General features: G+C 45.5%; 14 protein-coding genes. 3 read left to right on the top strand and 11 right to left on the bottom strand.

Annotated elements, in window-relative coordinates; all coding sequences use genetic code 11:
* Positions 1-27: 27 nt before the first annotated feature.
* The 8 genes from EQY_RS0106445 to tdcA form a co-directional block, all read right to left on the bottom strand.
* Positions 28-1359: an SLC5/6 family protein gene (locus EQY_RS0106445; protein WP_000401618.1), complete on the bottom strand. Its 1332-nt coding sequence runs from the start codon at positions 1357-1359 to the stop codon at positions 28-30.
* A gap of 277 nt (positions 1360-1636) precedes the next feature.
* A complete protein-coding gene (gene tdcG, locus EQY_RS0106440; protein WP_000622149.1) occupies positions 1637-3001 on the bottom strand; it encodes an L-serine ammonia-lyase in 1365 nt (454 codons plus the stop codon).
* 68 nt (positions 3002-3069) lie between these two features.
* On the bottom strand, positions 3070-3459 hold the full coding sequence (locus tag EQY_RS0106435; RefSeq protein ID WP_000719986.1) for an enamine/imine deaminase: 390 nt from the start codon (positions 3457-3459) through the stop codon (positions 3070-3072).
* A gap of 13 nt (positions 3460-3472) precedes the next feature.
* Entirely contained in the window at positions 3473-5767 is a 2295-nt protein-coding gene (gene tdcE / locus EQY_RS0106430) for a 2-ketobutyrate formate-lyase/pyruvate formate-lyase (protein ID WP_000861699.1), read from the bottom strand.
* A gap of 33 nt (positions 5768-5800) precedes the next feature.
* Positions 5801-7009: a propionate kinase gene (gene tdcD, locus EQY_RS0106425; RefSeq protein WP_024212441.1), complete on the bottom strand. Its 1209-nt coding sequence runs from the start codon at positions 7007-7009 to the stop codon at positions 5801-5803.
* A 25-nt stretch (positions 7010-7034) separates the two neighbouring features.
* Positions 7035-8366 (bottom strand): threonine/serine transporter TdcC, encoded by a 1332-nt coding sequence (gene tdcC / locus EQY_RS0106420; protein WP_000107715.1) that lies wholly within the window; start codon positions 8364-8366, stop codon positions 7035-7037.
* Between the two features lie 21 nt (positions 8367-8387).
* On the bottom strand, positions 8388-9377 hold the full coding sequence (gene tdcB, locus EQY_RS0106415) for a bifunctional threonine ammonia-lyase/L-serine ammonia-lyase TdcB (protein WP_000548353.1): 990 nt from the start codon (positions 9375-9377) through the stop codon (positions 8388-8390).
* 99 nt (positions 9378-9476) lie between these two features.
* Positions 9477-10415: a transcriptional regulator TdcA gene (tdcA, locus tag EQY_RS0106410; protein ID WP_000104199.1), complete on the bottom strand. Its 939-nt coding sequence runs from the start codon at positions 10413-10415 to the stop codon at positions 9477-9479.
* Positions 10416-10728: 313 nt separating this feature from the next.
* On the opposite strand from tdcA, the gene tdcR reads away from it, so the two are divergent.
* The 3 genes from tdcR to EQY_RS26750 all read left to right on the top strand — a co-directional run bounded on the left by tdcR (position 10729) and on the right by EQY_RS26750 (position 13292).
* Positions 10729-10947 carry a transcriptional activator TdcR gene (tdcR, locus tag EQY_RS0106405; protein WP_038808901.1) on the top strand — a complete coding sequence of 73 codons (219 nt, stop codon included), beginning with the start codon at positions 10729-10731 and terminating at the stop codon, positions 10945-10947.
* 831 nt (positions 10948-11778) lie between these two features.
* On the top strand, positions 11779-12564 hold the full coding sequence (locus tag EQY_RS0106400) for an OB-fold protein (protein ID WP_024212440.1): 786 nt from the start codon (positions 11779-11781) through the stop codon (positions 12562-12564).
* A gap of 95 nt (positions 12565-12659) precedes the next feature.
* Positions 12660-13292, top strand: coding sequence for a zinc ribbon domain-containing protein (locus tag EQY_RS26750; protein ID WP_001185565.1), 633 nt, complete (start codon positions 12660-12662; stop codon positions 13290-13292).
* A gap of 368 nt (positions 13293-13660) precedes the next feature.
* On the opposite strand, the gene EQY_RS0106390 is transcribed toward EQY_RS26750, so the two are convergent.
* The 3 genes from EQY_RS0106390 to EQY_RS26480 form a co-directional block, all read right to left on the bottom strand.
* Entirely contained in the window at positions 13661-14890 is a 1230-nt protein-coding gene (locus EQY_RS0106390; protein WP_000564859.1) for a Shedu immune nuclease family protein, read from the bottom strand.
* A 283-nt stretch (positions 14891-15173) separates the two neighbouring features.
* On the bottom strand, positions 15174-15755 hold the full coding sequence (locus tag EQY_RS0106385) for a recombinase family protein (protein WP_001177764.1): 582 nt from the start codon (positions 15753-15755) through the stop codon (positions 15174-15176).
* Positions 15756-16304: 549 nt separating this feature from the next.
* Positions 16305-17750, bottom strand: a 1446-nt coding sequence (locus EQY_RS26480) for a primase-helicase family protein (protein WP_000296019.1), incomplete at its 5' end; no start/stop codon positions are given.

The raw sequence follows: 17750 nt of genomic DNA, 5'->3' as shown, positions 1-17750 counted from the left end.
AATAAAAACCTTAAAATTTCAGGTAAATCAAGAAAATGCCAGGAACGGAGAAACGCAAAGCAACAAACCGGTGACGATAATCAGGTACAGAGACATCCCTTTGTATTTGTGCAATGCCGGTACTTTGTAAACCAGCCACGCCGGGATCAGGCACCCTACCATGCCGAATATCGGGCTACAGATAGAGGTGAAGCTCAACACCGGCGCGTTCAGTACGATGGCGCTCCAGGCCAGTAAAATGGCGAAAATCATGATGCCGCGCTGAACGAGAGTTTCGTTAATCTTCTCGGCCGGTATCTTGCGGCGCAGGATGTTCATTACGATCCCTTGCGTTGCTTCACGGAAGCCTAAATAGACGCCAAAAAACGCGGTCATTACGGCAAAGATATTGAGAATGACACTAACCACTTTTACCCACGCTGCACCGTCACCGCTAATAAACTGTGCGGCAATCGCCAGCGCGGAAATATTCTGCTCGTAGGCTTTTACCGCTTCGTCATGTCCCATCGCCAGCGTGAACGACACGGCGTAGAAAAAGACGGTAACAAACAGAATGCCGAACGCGATGTTCATTGCCCGCAACGCTTTATGCCGCGCTACTTCAATCGATTTTTCCCGCGAGCGATAGGAAATCACCATCGGGCTTAATGTCTGGATAAACAGAATCGACGTCAGGGTAAACGGCAGCGTAATAATGGCGTTTTTCACCAGTAGCCCCAGCGGCGGCAGCGAACCCACGTTATACAGATGCCACATTCCCACCATCGACACGCCCAGCGCCGCGACCACCAGTAGCTTGGTCAGAACCATGCCAGTCGAAATCTTGAATAACAGTTTCTCGCCGCGTGAGGAGATGGCTACCAGAATGCAAATCAGTACCAGTCCATAAAACGGATTGTCTGATAGCACGCTTTCCGTCACGCCAAAAGTATGTAAATAGGAGGCGCTATCGTTGGTGATGGCGGTGGAATAGACGAACATCCAGATCACCAACATCACGAAATAGAGTGCACCTAACAGGATGCCCCAGTTTTTACCTAAATAACCGCTGATGACGCTGGGGTAATCTTTACACTCCGGTGATTCTGCCAGCGTATTAATAAACAACCGCTGAAACAGATACATTGCCGGGTAACCAATCACTGATGAGAGCAAAAATACCCACAATCCCATCAAACCGACCTGTACCGGGAGAAAAACAATCCCCGCGCCAATCGCCATCCCGATACTCATAATCACCCAGCCGGTGTCGGTACTGTCGAATTTGATTGCTTCACGCCATTCACTTTCACTCATTCCAGCACGACCCGCCGGGGTCGAAGCGTCTGCAATAACGCCTTTATTCGTTGCAATTTCCATAATTTCTCGCTCAATATTTTGTAGGGCTTTTTATTTTTTTCGAGCCGCATCAAGGCGATACGCGGTCTACGTTTTTTTGCAGGCGAGTTATTAGAATGAAGAAATGATACGCGTGAGGTTAGAGAAAATCTTCACAATCAAGACTTTGAAATAGCAGTTATGGATAATAATTTTCTATCAAATAAATAGAAAAGAAACAATTATTCTCTATTTGCGGCAGATCACAATAAAAAAGGGTGCACATTTTGTGCACCCAAAGATAAATGCGGATGAAATATCAGCCGCAGACCACTTTTATCGCCAGTCCTCCGCGTGAAGTTTCGCGGTATTTATCGTTCATATCTTTGCCGGTTTCATACATCGTCTCGATCACTTTATCGAGCGAAACACGCGGTGCAGAGGTACGCCGCATTGCCATCCGCGCGGCGTTTACCGCTTTCACAGCGTTGATAGCGTTACGTTCAATACACGGAATTTGCACTTGTCCGGCAACCGGATCGCAGGTCAGCCCAAGGTTATGCTCCATAGCGATTTCCGCCGCATTGCATACCTGCGCCGGGCTGCCGCCCAGCAGTTCGGTTAACCCTGCCGCCGCCATAGAACAGGCCACGCCAATTTCGCCCTGACACCCCACTTCCGCACCAGAGATGGAGGCATTCATTTTATACAGCGCGCCAATAGCGCCAGCCGCCAGTAGAAAACGGGCGATGGATCGCTCATTGAGCGGACGGCGGAATTTATCGTAATAGGCCAGCACTGCCGGAATAATACCGCAAGCGCCGTTAGTTGGTGCTGTCACTACACGTCCGCCAGCGGCGTTTTCTTCGCTGACCGCCAGAGCAAACATATTGATCCAGTCGATGACGTTCATTGGATCGTTAGAGATATTGTCACTAGAGACCAGCAAACGGCGCAGCGCCACCGCCCGGCGTGGGACATTGAGCGGGCCAGGCAATACGCCTTCGGTATTCATGCCGCGTTCAATACCGTCGTGCATCACCTGCCAGATACGAGCAAACCCTGCATCAATTTCCGCTTTGCTGCGCAGCGCCAGCTCGTTATGCATCATCAGGCCAGAAATAGACAGGCCGTTGTAATCACACATTTTCAGCAGTTCGCCTGCCGAGTGGAAGTCATAAGGTACGGGTGTTTCGACATCGTGCGACAGGCCGAAGTGTTCTTCTTCAACGATAAACCCGCCGCCGACAGAGTAATAGGTTTTGCTTAATAGCTCTTCCTGCCCGTTCCAGGCAGTAATCCGCATCCCGTTCTCATGACGAGACAACATTTCGGGATGGAAGATAATGTTCTTTGCTACAGGAAAATCAACAATATGCGCACCAGAAGCCACCGGCAGTCGCCCACTGCGCGTCACAAGTTCAATAAATGCAGGGATCTCATCAATAACAACATCCTGCGGGCTGTTTCCTGCCAGTCCCATAATGATGGCGATATCCGTGGCATGGCCTTTGCCCGTCAGTGACAACGACCCGTAAAGATCGACCACAATATGACTTGTTGCAGTTAATAAGCCACTACTCACCAGTCGGTCGATAAAACTTTTTCCAGCATTCATTGGCCCCACGGTATGCGAACTGGAGGGGCCAATACCAATTTTGAAAATATCGAATGCACTAATCATAACCACACTCTCGGATTGCCATTCTGTGAAGAGGGCGGGACGACTCTGCAATCGCCCCGCTCCGGGCTTTACACGCTACGTACTGCGATAGCTTCAATTTCCAGCTTCACATCTTTCGGCAAACGCGCGACCTGCACGCAGCTACGGGTCGGGTAAGTCGCCTGATGCTCATCGAAGAACTGCTTATAGACTTCATTGATGGTGGCAAAGTCGTTCAGATCGGTGATGAATACCGTCATCTTGATGATATCGCCCACGGTGAGGCCAGCAGCAACCACGATCGCTTTGACGTTTTCAAGGCTTAAACGCGCCTGATCTTTCACATCAGCCGGGATCTCGCCAGTCTGCGGGCAAACCGGAATTTGTCCGGAGGTGAAGACCATGCTGCCTAAATCAACGCCCTGAACATAAGGGCCGATTGCGCCAGGGGCACGTTGCGTTTCGATAATCTTTTTCATACATCCTCCGGCGTCAGAGCGCCTGGGTAAAGGTACGTGAAATCACATCCTGTTGCTGTTCGCGAGTCAGCGCGTTAAAGCGCACAGCGTAGCCAGAGACACGGATTGTCAGGTTCGGGTATTTTTCCGGGTGCTCAATGGCATCCAACAACATTTCCCGATTCATAACGTTAACGTTGAGATGTTGACCGCCTTCGATGTCCGCTTCGTGATGGAAATATCCATCCAGCAGACCAACAAGGTTAGTTTTGCGTACCGGATCTTCTTTACCCAGCGCCGCCGGGACGATCGAGAAGGTGTACGAAATACCGTCTTTGGCGTAAGTGAACGGCAGTTTCGCCACGGAAGTCAGCGAGGCTACCGCGCCTTTGCGGTCACGACCGTGCATCGGGTTAGCGCCCGGCGCAAACGGCGTACCCGCGCGGCGACCGTCCGGTGTGTTACCGGTTTTCTGTCCGTACACCACGTTAGAAGTGATAGTCAGGATCGACTGGGTCGGCACGGCGTTGCGATAGGTTGGCAGTGCTTTAATTTTCTTCATAAAGCGTTCAACCAGGTCACAAGCAATACTGTCTACACGCTCGTCGTTGTTGCCGTACTGTGGATATTCGCCGTCGATTTCAAAGTCCACCGCCAGACCGTTTTCGTCACGGATGGGTTTCACACGGGCATATTTAATAGCGGAAAGTGAATCCGTCGCCACCGACAGACCCGCGATGCCGCAAGCCATGGTGCGATAGACATCACGATCGTGCAGCGCCATCAGCGAGGCTTCATAGCTGTACTTGTCGTGCATGTAGTGGATGATGTTCAGCGCGCTGATGTACTGCACCGCCAGCCAGTCCATGAAATGGTCGAGGCTGTCCATGACTTTGTTGTAATCCAGCACGTCGTCCATCAATGGTGCCGTTTTCGGGCCGACCTGAATCTTCAGCTTCTCGTCCACCCCGCCGTTGATTGCGTACAGCAGTGTTTTCGCCAGGTTAGCGCGTGCGCCGAAGAACTGCATCTGCTTACCAATCACCATTGGGCTGACACAGCAGGCAATCGCGTAATCGTCGCTGTTGAAGTCAGTACGCATCAGATCGTCGTTTTCATACTGCAAAGAAGAGGTGACGATAGATACTTGCGCCGCATATTTTTTGAAGGCAATCGGCAATGCTTCCGACCACAGAATAGTCAGGTTTGGTTCCGGCGCTGGTCCCATGGTGTGTAGGGTATGCAGATAGCGGAAGGAGTTTTTAGTCACCAGAGTGCGGCCATCCAGCCCCATCCCGCCGATCACTTCCGTCGCCCAGATGGGATCGCCGGAGAACAACGAATCAAATTCCGGTGTACGCAGGAAGCGCACCATGCGGATCTTCATGATGAAGTGGTCGATCAGTTCCTGCGCCTGCTGCTCATTAAGCACGCCGGCTTTAAAGTCGCGCTCAATGTAGATATCGAGGAACGATGCGGTACGACCCAGAGACATTGCGCCGCCGTTTTGCGATTTCACCGCCGCCAGGTAAGCGAAGTAGAGCCACTGCACCGCTTCCTGCGCATTCTGCGCCGGACGGGAGATGTCGAAGCCGTATTTCGCTGCCATTTCCTGAATCTGCAACAGCGCATGACGATGTTCTGCCAGCTCTTCACGCAGACGGATGGTGGCTTCAAGATCCTCACCTTTTTCCAGACGAGACTGGAGATCGGCAAATTGCAGTTCGCGTTCACGTACCAGATAACTGATGCCGTACAGCGCCACGCGGCGATAGTCACCAATAATGCGCCCACGACCATAACCGTCCGGCAAACCGGTCAGAACGCCAGATTTACGGCAGCGCAGCATATCCGGTGAGTAAACATCAAATACGCCCTGATTATGGGTTTTACGCAGATCGGTAAAGATGTACTCAAATTCGCTGTCCATTTCACGGCCATATGCGTGGAATGAACTTTTAATCATATTAATGCCGCCAAACGGATGCAGCGCGCGCTTTAACGGCGCATCGGTTTGCAGACCAACAATTTTTTCCAGCGGCTGATTAATATAACCAGCATCATGGGCGGTAATGGTAGTGGCAATATTAGTATCGAAATCAACCGGCGCGTGGGTCGCATTTTCGATACGAATGCCTTCCATTACTTTTTCCCACAATGCCGTGGTCGCTGGCGTTGCTTCAGCAAGGAAAGATTCATCACCTTCATAAGGCGTATAGTTGTGTTGAATAAAATCGCGGACATTAATTTCGTTTTTCCAGTCCGTACCTTTAAAGCCAAACCATGCGTCGGCGTACAGCTTATCGCTGGTATCAATATCTACCTTCATGAAAAATAATCTCTCTACAAGACTTCAACTAAATTATGCAAATTCTGCGGGAGCGTTAACTTTGCCTAAATGAATTGCATCTAAGGCAATCATTTTTTCTTCATTAGTCGGAATAACGGCGCAAATTACGCGCGCATTTTCACTGGAAATAATACGTTCACCGTAGGAATTAGATTGATTATTCATTTCCACATCAATCTCAACGCCTAATACGGCTAAATGTTCCATGACCAGACGACGAATTAAAATTGAGTTTTCGCCTATTCCGCCGGTAAATATAATGCCATCCAGACGATGTAATGAGGCAGCGTGTCCGGCAATATGACGGGCAATTCGATGAACAAAAGTTTTAATTGCCAGTTGTGCGCGCTCGTGTCCTTCATGCCAGGCTTTTTCCAGTACGCGCAGGTCGGAAGAAAGACCGGAAATACCTAATAATCCCGACTCTTTATTCACTATGCGTTCCAGATCGCCCAGGCTCTGATTGGTTTGACTGGCAACCCAGGACATCGCGCCGAAGTCGACATCACCACTGCGCGTCCCCATCATCAAGCCTTCCAGCGGCGTCATTCCCATTGAAGTATCTACGCTCTGACCGTTACGAACCGCGCAGATTGACGCGCCATTGCCAAGATGCGCCACAACCAGCCCGGAGTCATCTTCCACAAGGTCCAGCAGCGAATGGGCGCGCTGGGAAACATAGCGGTGCGAGGTTCCGTGGAAACCATAACGGCGCACACCTAACTCTTCATAATATTTCCACGGCAGGCCGTATAAATAAGCCTCTGGAGCCATCGTCTGGTGGAAACTGGTATCAAATACCGCCACCTGAGTTACGCCAGGAAATAATTGCTGCGCCGATTCAATGCCACTTAAATTGGCGTAATTATGCAGCGGCGCCAGTGGAGAAACGCGGCGGATATTATCAATGACCTCATCGGTAATAATAGCGGACTCGGTAAAAATACTGCCGCCGTGGGCGATGCGGTGGCCAATTAAGGCCACACTGTCATTTAAATTCCGTTTTTCCAGTTCAAATGCGATTGCCTTCAATGCACCTTCGTAGCTGTGGTGAGCCAGCGGTGCTGGCTCTCCCCCATTTACGGATAAGAATGCATTTTCCGAGTTAATACCATCGGCAATACCTGACATTAATACTTCACAGTCACAGGTATCGAGCACGGAAAACTTAATCGAAGACGAACCACAGTTAATAACCAAAACAACCGGAAATTCATTCATCTCTTTTCTCATCCTGAGTTATGGATTAAAACAGTTTGTATACGATGTTCAGGATGGTCAGCAGACCAATCACAGTAACAAACACGTTATCCAGACGACCACGGTATTTCGCCAGAGACGGCGCCTTACGGATGGCGTACATCGGCAACAGGCACAGCAGGGATGCGATAATCGGTGCGCCCATGGCTTCAATCAGATCCAGGATGTTCGGGTTGGCGTAGGCAACAACCCAGGTTGAACCCATAATGAAGATCATGCTGAGAGTATTCAGTTTACCCAGCGACACTTTGGTTTTGTCGCCTTTATAACCGAACTTCAGAATCAGACCGTTCAGACCTTCCAGCGTCCCCAGATAGTGACCGAAGAAAGATTTGAAGATAGCAACCAGCGCGATGATGGACGCCGCATATTCCAGAATAATAGCGAACGTCGTTTTGGTGCCGGTCATGGATGCAAAGTGGTTAGCCAGGTAAGAAAGCACCGGAATATTCTGCGCTTTTGCTTCCGCCATGTTCGCCGGAGACAGCGTAAACAGGCAGCTGAAGGCAAAGAACATGACCACTGCAACCATCAGCATACTGGCGCGAGAGATGATTTGTGAACATTTCTGCTCAGTGAAGTCGCGACCAAAGTCTTTCTCATACTCTTCACGCTTAGAAACGACGAAAGAAGAGACGATTGGTGAGAAGTTAAAGGAGAAAACCATGATGGAAATCCCCAGCCAGACGGTGATCAGGATACCGTCATGACCTGTTAACGACAGCGCACCAAGGTCAACTTGATCGATAACCGCAGAGTTCCAGTAAGGGATCAGCGACAGAGAAATCAGCACCAGGCTGGCGATAAAAGGCCATACCAGGTAGCTCATCACTTTAACCATCAGATCTTTACCAAACCAAATGACGAACGCCATCAGCAGCAGCAGGAACAGCGCCACGAAGCCACGGTTCAGCGGCGCAAAACCGAGCTGGTTTTCCCAGAAGGTCATAAAGGTGTTGGTGATGGTAACGCCATAAATCCACAACAGTGGGCAAATCGCGAAGAAATACAGGAACGTGATGACCACACCGCCGGTTTTACCAAAATGCTCTTCTACCGTTTCCGTAATGTTGCCGGAAGGGTTAGAGCCAGAGAGACACAGACGCGCCAGCGCCCGGTGGCAATAAAACGCAATCGGGTATGCCAATACCAACATCAGAAGAATCGGGATCAGTCCGCCAAAACCTGCGCGGATAGGGAAGAACAGCACCCCGGCGCCGATTGCCGTACCAAACAAGCCTAACGTCCATGTGGTATCTGATTTACGCCAGGACGATTGTTTTGTCTGGCTGGATACAATGCTATCTGAAGTACTCATATCCTATCCTCAACGAATTAATTAAGCGTCAACGAAACCGGTGATTTGAGAGACGCGAGAAAGATCGATATTACCGCCAGAAATAATACTGACGGTTTTTCTGTTTTGAATATATTGGTCTAATTTACCGCTTAATAATGCAGCACATGCCAAAGCGCCTGCACCTTCGGTAACGACTTTATTACGCTGAATTAAGGCAATCATACTGTTTCTGATTTCGTCTTCACTAACCAGCACGATGTCATCGACTAATTCACGAACGATTTCGTAAGTTAAATTACCCGGGCGGGCGACATCACAACCATCCGCCAGGGTGCCGGTAGTTCGGTGCGTGGTTATTTCTCCGGAGTGGAAAGAAGCCGCCATGCCGTGAACGTTTTCTGACTGCACACCAATAACACGAATAGTCGGGTTAATAGATTTAATTGCCACCGCAATACCGGCAATTAAACCGCCACCGCCAATTGGCACAATGACGTTATCAACATCATAAAGATCTTCCATAATTTCCAGCCCAATGGTTCCCTGACCGGCAATCACTTTCGGATCATCATAAGGTGGAATAAAGATGCGACCTTCCGTTTCGACAATTTCGCTCACTTTGGCGATGGTGTCGTTGAAGTTGTCGCCGTGCAGTACCACTTCAGCAGAGTAGTCACACGTTGCCGCAACTTTGGATTTTGGCGCGCCTTTCGGCATTACAACTTTACCATCAATCCCCAACATCGCACAGGAGAGCGAAACCCCTTGCGCGTGGTTCCCTGCTGAACAGGCCACTACACCTTTACGTTTCTCAGCATCAGTTAAGGAGCTTAATTTATTAAATGCGCCACGAATTTTAAATGACCCGGTACGCTGCATGTTTTCGAACTTAAGGAATATTTCACCTTTGCAACGTTCGCTAAAATAGTTAGATCGAGGCATGCCTGTTTTATAAATTCGCCCAGCCAGACGTTGTTTTGCTTCAATAATGTCATCAATAGCAACCGGCAGATCGTATGTAATATGCATTATAAAACCTCTTAGCCTGAATTAAATATGTAGGTAACCGTAACCAGCACCTGCAAAAAGGCAGGTGGATTATTTATGTTTAAATAAAAAAACAAATAACTAACAAGATTCTATTAATTGCTTTCGTCTACACCCATTATAAGATGAATATTCTTTGGCTAATTCCACCAAAACCGATGCTGCTTTTTTAATACGATAATTTTTCGACCATACTGCGGCATATTGCGCTACCGGTAATGTTTCCTCAACCGGAATGGTAATAAATTGATTAGAACCAAAAGGTGAAGTCATATCGCAGGGAATCACGGTTAAGAAATCAGCATTGAGAACAAGATTATAAATTGTCACGACTGAGTCGGTTTTAACAATGTTTTCAATACTGATGCCATTTCTTTGTAACGTGGTGAGTAGTTCGCTGTAGTATCCCATATTCGTTTGCGGCAACACCCACTGTTCGTTTTTCAAAGACTCCAGCGTGGTGGTGCCGGTGGATGTTCGGGACTTACTGGCAACCAGTACGAACTCTGACTCGAACAGCGGCTCGACATGCAAATCCTGAAGCTTCATTTCTGCACTTAACGTACCTATCGCAAAATCCAGACGCCCGTCGCGGATAGCCGGTAAGAACGAGGACAATTGCGCTTCATACATTGAGACCTGCGCTTTCGGGAACACCTCTTTGAATTTGTTGATCATCCCGGACATAAAGGTAAAGCCGATCAGCGATGGAAAACCAAATGAGACCTCCACGACTGCATCAGAGGACATACCGCTAATCTCATTAACCATATTTTTCATTTCGCGGGTAATGGATTCGGAGCGTGAGAGCAACAATTGACCAGCTGGCGTCAGCGTTACGCCGGTATTTTTCCGCACCACTAATTCCACGCCAAAATAATCTTCGATATCGTTAATGATTTTACTGACCGCTGGTTGAGTTAACCCTAATTCTTTTGCAGCCGAGCCAATAGAGCCACTTCTAATGACTTCCTGAAAGACTACCAGGTGTTGCGTTTTAGGAAGAAGAATAGTGCTCATAACAACCCGCGTTAATTACCTCATTGACGGTATGAAGTGTATCAAAATGCAATGAATAGGATATGTGCGACCACTCACAAATTAACTTTCATTAGTTTTCCAGGTATATCCTTAAAGGCATATAATCATTTAATATCAATGAGTTATATAAATAAAATCAACACAAAGGCTGACTTTTATCAAAAAAACAAGGGGGGATAACCATATTTTATGGCGATAACGACACACTTAATTTTTGTTATTAAAAAATGCTCTTAGACGATATTTCAAGCAATTATCGTGTATTTCGCAGACGACTTTTAAGTTAAATTTAATTAGCAAGTTATCAAATTTTATTATAAATAAATCATTTCCACAGATAAATAATGCGGTACATCACATTTTTTTGCGCTATTTGTTGGAGATAGAACATTTATTTTATCAATATTTTAAAATCTCGAATACAGATATTGATCATCTCGAACAATTGATTAACGTCATTCATTGTCTCTTTTGCAGAACGTCATTTTGTGAATGCAATCGTTTTCCATGATTTATTCTTGCATTCCAGTTGCGGAACAGCATTTTGTGTTGAGGATCACAAAACTAATAATTGCCATTCGAAGTAAGCTATCAGAAGAGAGCACGGGGTAACTAAAAAGAGTGTTTATATTGAACCAACAGGCCGCTTTCTTTTGGGTATAGCGTCGTGGACAGTCATTCATCTTACCGCTCGCTCCAAAAGCAAAAACCCGCCGGTTTGCACTGGCGGGTTTTCGTTAAAACAGGTGAAACTGACCGATAAGCCGCTTTCTTTTGGGTATAGCGTCGTGGGCAGTCATTCATCTTACTGCCTGCTTCAAAAGCAGAAACCCGCCAGTTTTGCACTGGCGGGTTTCTGTTGAAGAGGTGAAACTGACCGATAAGGCGGCTTCGTTCAACAATACGTTAGGCATCAGCGGCGCTGAGGTTATCGTGTGCCACAGACTGTATCTCATTTTGTAACCCAATAAAAGCCCCAAAACTTCATTCATTTACCAACAGGATAGAGCTTAGATTTGATTGCTTAGGCAAAGGTGTAGATGCTGTTGGGGTAGACATACAAGGTTTACCCGTTAGCCATGGTTGCCTACTCCAAATTGCTCATAGTTATACATCCTGCATCGTCGTTGAACGGCAACAGTAAACCACTAACTTCCTCCCTCCCTGATTGTTCGTTATCCCCTAATGATTGGCTACTTCTCTCCGTTCTCTCTTAGTGAATTTTCAGCGACTTAATTGATCAGTTTTACCGATCGATTTTATAATATTGATCGATCAAAATGATCGATAGTATTGTTTTGTATTAATATCAATGTGTTACACATATTCATGGAGGCTAAGTTTGAGAAAGTTCTTGGTGTTATCTTTCATGCTCTTTCCGTTCATGTCTTTCGCTGATGGGGGAGCTACTTCAGGCATACAGCCATATCCTGAGTACGTGGCGAATTATCTCAAAACGCTGTTTACTGTAAGTTGTGAACGGGCACTGAAAGGTGATTCGAAATCTGAAGATGTAGTTGTAAAGCAGGCAACACAGAGGATGAAGAAAGATACAGAGAGTTACGCTACGATACATAAAGCCGTTGTTTTCGGCTCAGCAATAGGTAAATACCTCAAAGAGGGTAGTGTAATCTTCGAAGATCAAAAAGATAGGATTGAGGTTAATAATTGTGATGAAGGAGCAAATTACTTCACGACGCAAAAATTTTTTATGAAAAAGATTGTTGCTACAATGGTGAGTTTGGAACAACAGCAAACTGCTGATGATGAATCAAAGGAAGCAGCTTCTGATATTAATATTTATCAAAGAACGGCAAAAGTTTATCGAACAACGGCAAAAGCCCTAGCTGAGCTGTATGACGCCAATGAAGTTGCCGCCGATGATAAAATTGGTGGGCGTAAAGTAGAAATCACAGGTACAGTCCAGGAAGTAACTAAGAATTTTACAAATAATGTAATCGTTCGGCTAGAAAGTGGCAACCGTTTTTTACCTGTAATGTTAAGCATGGAAGATTCAGAGAAGTCAAAAGCCTCAAAACTGAAGAAAGGGCAGAAGATAGTCGTTACTTGCGAAAAGATGCAGTTATTTGTTCGTGCCCCATCAGGTAGTAACTGTACATTTAATTAATTGTTCAGAGATTCAGTGATGATGTTTATTTGTACACAATCAAAGACAAAGAAAAACAGAAAATTGTCGAAATTGATGACTAAGGATGAGCAATTATGGCGCTGAAGACTTGTAGGGAGTGCGGTAATAAGGTTTCCTCTGAAGCCAAAGTATGTCCTAATTGTGGCGTAAAAGAGCCGTATCAATCCCCAGTTAGAGGGTTAATTTTCATTGCTATCGTTATTATCGCCATCTATAAAGGATGCAGCGATGACGGAAGTAGCGCAAGTAATTCCTATCACTCAAACGATGTTGCCAGCAGTAATGCACCAACAAGCCAGCCTTTCATTTCACCGGACGTTGCTAAATTAAAAAGGGCATCTCCTGTCAATTTGCCACCAGCCAGTACCACGCCATTCACAGCAATCCAGGTGTGTAAAGCCGCGATTGCAGGAATGTTTGGGCGAGATATTAGCAGTATGAAAGCAGCTAAGACTGGGACAAAAGGGGTTTACACTATTTCGTATCGTCGCCCATCGGATAATCAGAAATTTTCATTCGACTGTAAACTCTCTGATGATAATGTCATCTGGCGAGAATCTGGGCAAAGTACTGATCGGTGGAATGGAGTCGGTAATGTTGAATACAATGTGGTATATGCAGTAAAGAATTCAACGCTGACTATTACAGAATTACATGCTGGTCTTGATGATGTAACTTACAAATTTTCAATGAAAGATTTTCAATAGAGTGTTTTATGGGGTAGCTTTCGGGCTTCCCCAACACCTTCCTCCCGGTGCGAAGACTTCGGAATCCCCCTTATCAAAATTGTACACAGGCGAAAAATATCAATAGCGCATGAGCAGCACGGACTAGCGTCGGTCATCTGCTCGCAAGCATCACGCTAACTAATTATCAAATATCAGTTATAACTCTCAGCAACTATTAGCTACAGACTCATGTTGCTGGTGGATTGATGTGTATTAGCTCAAACTTGATATTACACTTTTACTGCATAGGGCTTAACCTAAGCTGACAGTCCGCTCTGTGCCAGTAGCGGACATTTTCAAAATTATACTAACGTATTGTAACTAGGCATTCGTTTCTAAAATGCCCCTTACTTTTTAAGTGCTGAAATTGTACGGTTAAGCCGTCTCAATAGGTCATCGTAGGTAATGATGTCCATCATATTGGTATACTTCCGCTTGATAATTTCGAAATCAAGTTTTTGATTTTCTGTCATATTTCCATTATCAATTTGGTCACGTCCAACTATGATGATAGCCTTGGGGTTAGAAATATGAATGCTCATCCCAGATGGTAGTTCACTTGCATATTTTCTTGTAAGGTTGTCTTCACCTTTTGTTCCCCATTTTGATAAATGGAAGAGATATTTTTCAGCTTGCATGATACCGCCGCTTAGCTCAGACGTTGGTATGCTATTTCCTCTATACTTTGTCCTGCGCAAGATTTTGTCGTCAAATGGCTTTTTAACTTCGATAATATCTAAATTACCATTAGAATCAACCAAGCCTATATCTATGTATCGATCTTTTTTCTTGCCTGGGATGCTGTAGTAATCATGGATGGTAATATTTTCAATAACATGAATATACTTTGGAAATAAAAGAAGAAGGAATTGCACCATCAATTTTTGCCAATCTTTTTCGGACCAGTGCTGTTTCGTATTTAAAGCATTCTCAATGGTATCTCTAATTAAAGTGTATTTTTCTATTTCTAATTTATTGATAGTTGTTAAGTCGAGATTACTTTTTCTACTTTTTCTAATTGGTTCTATTTTATTGAGATATGTTTCGTAGAGGCCTCTGGCATCTTTCATGCCTTCCAAATATTGCTCAAGAATCGTATGTACTCTAGCATCGGCATATTTATTTACTTCGTGCGTGTTAGGAAATTTTCTTAATAACTCTTTAAAAATTTTAAAAGGTATTGCCTCCGCAGAATCCCCGCCAATATAAATTGGATTGCTGTGATTCAATATTCGCGAGAGTCGACCAAAAATAGAAATATTACGCTCTGCAGCAAAGAATCTCCTACTAAGATGGATTTTTTTACTTATATATATATCATTTTGAATATTTAAAATATAACTTGGTATAACAGTATAATCACCCCTAAAAGTTCCAAACTGAAACTCATAAAAATAACTATCAAAATCTTGATTTGGTGACGGAGGGTTGAGCAGACTGCTAATATTAAAATAAAAAACTTTAGAAATTTTTACAGTTGAATGAGTTTTTAATTCATTCCAAACCCAAGATGTATCTGCTGTTTCTGGCTCATATTTCAATACAATCCCTGTATTAGTAGTAATGAAATCAATCATTTCTCTCTCCAGAACTAAAACAAACCATAAACCAAATTTATGATAAGCATCCCGCTCAGCCGCGTAGAGTTATTTTCGATAATTTTCATCTCTGTGTAAAGATTTCTTCCGCTGCTCGCTCAAAGCAGACTGTCAGATTTGGTTGCATTTTGCCTACGCAAACTGTCAGTTCGAGCCTGAGCTAATACAATTGATTTCCTTCTACAAACCAACATCACAGATACTCCCTCTGACGTTCCTATGCAAAATCTGTTGCCAGATGTGGGAATCACCACACCAGATTTTAAACAACTGCGCCAATCAGCTCTTTTTTGAGATTCATGACAGTACGAGTGCTCAAGTCAAACTGTGCAGCAATGGCTCTAATGCTTTTACCTTCCAGTAAGGCTTTTCTCACACTATCTTTTACTTCCAACACATGGCGGCCTTTGCCACGAGTAACAATCCGACCTTCTTCCTTAGCTGCAGCGTATCCCTCAAGCTGACGCTGTTTAATCAGATTAACCTCCAGTTCTGCAACCACAGCAAAGATTTGCAGCATCGCCTGACTCATTGGATTGTCATTTTCTCCAACAGTCAGTCCTTCTTTAACAAAGTGAATGACCACGCCTCTGGCAGTCAACTCCTCAATGCTGGTAAGGATGCCTTTTAAGCTGCGTCCCAATCTGTCCAGACTATGCACGTACAAATCATCCCCGGCACGGGCACACTGCAACATCTGTTTGTATGCTGGTCGGTCAAAATTGCGACCAGTGGTCTTATCCTCAAACACCAAATGATTGGCATCGCTCTCGTAGGGCATGTCTGGCAACTGGCGAGCAGTAACCTGTTGTGCAGAACTTACACGACGGTAAACAAGTTGCATGGTGGACCTCCTTATGTGCTCTGGTTGTTGTAATTTGTCTTCTATAACCAATGTACCACACAGTGTTGTATTTTGAATATCAAATTAACACGGTTTTAGCCTGTTTTAGTTGTTGTAATTAAGGATACTTTTTTACAACATACAGGTAATACTCGCTTGTGAGATTAGTTAATCTCAAATCATACAAGTTTGATTAACAACTGGTTAAATCAGTTTTTTCCTGTAATACATTGCAGAGGGGAGAAAAACATGTTAAACACATAAACCTGTTGTGTTTTGTAACCTCCTCAGTCGCTCTCTGGCGAGCTAATCAGTCGTTAGTAGCGAAATTCATTACCTCAAGCAATTGAGCTCGCCGTAAGGCTTCCTGTTGTAAGCTCATGCCTTGTTAAACTCCACTTAAACCAAAGGCATGTAATTTCATGGCTGGCAGGATAACCTGCGCCATAAGAACGAGAGAGGGGGTGGGTGTTTACTGTGACAAAAACCTCAACACCCCCCATATCACAAGGCCCAGAGCCTGTACACAGCTACTGAAACAAAAGTATGTCAAAAAATAAAACTTTGTGTGTCATCATCTGGAGGGTCATTAGCCGCATCAGCTTTGTTACAGGTCCCGTAAATTAAATTATCCATCCTTGTAAGTTCGTTACGCACCTGTTTTGTCACTAACACACCATCCAGAGATAGTCGTTTCTTGTTAATCCAACAACGACAACGCCTGGTAACTCCTTCATGGTCAACGTACCGGACAGCCTCTTTTGCGGCAACATAGCCACGCTCACGCAAAACACCTCTGATCTGTTCCTCTGTAAATCTGTCACCATCCCGCATGTGCTCTTTAATCCAGCCTGGCAGCACAACAGCAGGATTGCCGAACTCTTCTAACTGGTCATCAACAAAAAGTTGTAAATCTGTCTTACCGCCCTCAATCCATGACCGTTTGTAATCCGTCAATGGTGCACCTCTAAACAAGGCTTGCTTGTTGTAAGCCATATGTAAGTACCTGTACAAAATTGCCTCATCCCACAACTCAGGCCCTACCAACTCACGCTGGTTGAGATAACCCTGGATAAAATCGGACACCTCACGTTGACACTCCTGCACCGTCAAGCGATGCCCATCATCTGGGTCAAATCTGATGGGGTAGCTAACCTCCTCAGGTATAAACCAACGGCGGTCATCTTTAGGCAACTGCATATCTGCGTGGTTTTCAGGATTAATTAATAACACTGTGTGACAAAACAGCGAATACATTACGGAGGGGAGGTACTTGGCCTCCCCCTTAACCTCCGGCTGGCTCACCAGTGAGGTTAATCTCATTAACGTGTCTTTGGTTAAATTGCATGGGTCATCAAAGACCATCAGCAGACAATCAGCCCACGAGTAGGCAATTGACCGCTCTCCCCAGCGAACGGACGTAGAGACCTGTGTTTTGAGAATCTTAGACAGCACATTAGTAAGGTAAAAACTCTTACCTGTTCCACCAGCGCCGCACAAAATTGTGCCTACGGGGACACGCTCCTCTGGGCACTGAACAAGGTGAGCTATGATTGACTGCCAGTACATACGCTCCTCAGGCACCGGAAAGATCATCTCTTCCAATTGGTCAAATAAACTCAGGTCCACAGCCTGCAATTTTGCATCAGAGTGATGCAACACAGGTGAACGCCAACTGTTTAACCAGAGCATCCCTTGTTGGTTAATTAACTCCCTGTAGCCTGCGGCAAACATCAGGCCCTTAACAACAGGCAAATGGTCGCTAAGCAAGTGTAAAGCCGTTGACCTTACTTTGTTGAAAATCGAGTAGTCGAGGCCTGACTCGCCGTTAAACCAGTCACTAAAAACCTGACTAGCGAGTAACTCCTGACCATCAACAAACAACACCTGACTGTCACGTGAAAACATCTGTGCATCCTTTAAACAAGCGTGACGATTACGTAAGTACGTCACAAAAGCAAAAGCAGCTTGAATTTCTGCCTTGGCATTGGCAGG

This window comes from Escherichia sp. TW14182, assembly GCF_000208525.1.
Classification (GTDB): domain Bacteria; phylum Pseudomonadota; class Gammaproteobacteria; order Enterobacterales; family Enterobacteriaceae; genus Escherichia; species Escherichia ruysiae.
Note: the sequence above shows the minus strand (reverse complement) of the source record. Positions and strands in the feature narration are given on the sequence as shown.

Coding starts and splice junctions, on each gene's coding strand:
- EQY_RS0106445 (WP_000401618.1), bottom strand. CDS start 1,359: ATGGAAATTGCAACGAATAAAGGCGTTATTGCAGACGCTTCGACCCCG.
- tdcG (WP_000622149.1), bottom strand. CDS start 3,001: ATGATTAGTGCATTCGATATTTTCAAAATTGGTATTGGCCCCTCCAGT.
- EQY_RS0106435 (WP_000719986.1), bottom strand. CDS start 3,459: ATGAAAAAGATTATCGAAACGCAACGTGCCCCTGGCGCAATCGGCCCT.
- tdcE (WP_000861699.1), bottom strand. CDS start 5,767: ATGAAGGTAGATATTGATACCAGCGATAAGCTGTACGCCGACGCATGG.
- tdcD (WP_024212441.1), bottom strand. CDS start 7,009: ATGAATGAATTTCCGGTTGTTTTGGTTATTAACTGTGGTTCGTCTTCG.
- tdcC (WP_000107715.1), bottom strand. CDS start 8,366: ATGAGTACTTCAGATAGCATTGTATCCAGCCAGACAAAACAATCGTCC.
- tdcB (WP_000548353.1), bottom strand. CDS start 9,377: ATGCATATTACATACGATCTGCCGGTTGCTATTGATGACATTATTGAA.
- tdcA (WP_000104199.1), bottom strand. CDS start 10,415: ATGAGCACTATTCTTCTTCCTAAAACGCAACACCTGGTAGTCTTTCAG.
- EQY_RS26750 (WP_001185565.1), top strand. CDS start 12,660: ATGGCGCTGAAGACTTGTAGGGAGTGCGGTAATAAGGTTTCCTCTGAA.
- EQY_RS0106390 (WP_000564859.1), bottom strand. CDS start 14,890: ATGATTGATTTCATTACTACTAATACAGGGATTGTATTGAAATATGAG.
- EQY_RS0106385 (WP_001177764.1), bottom strand. CDS start 15,755: ATGCAACTTGTTTACCGTCGTGTAAGTTCTGCACAACAGGTTACTGCT.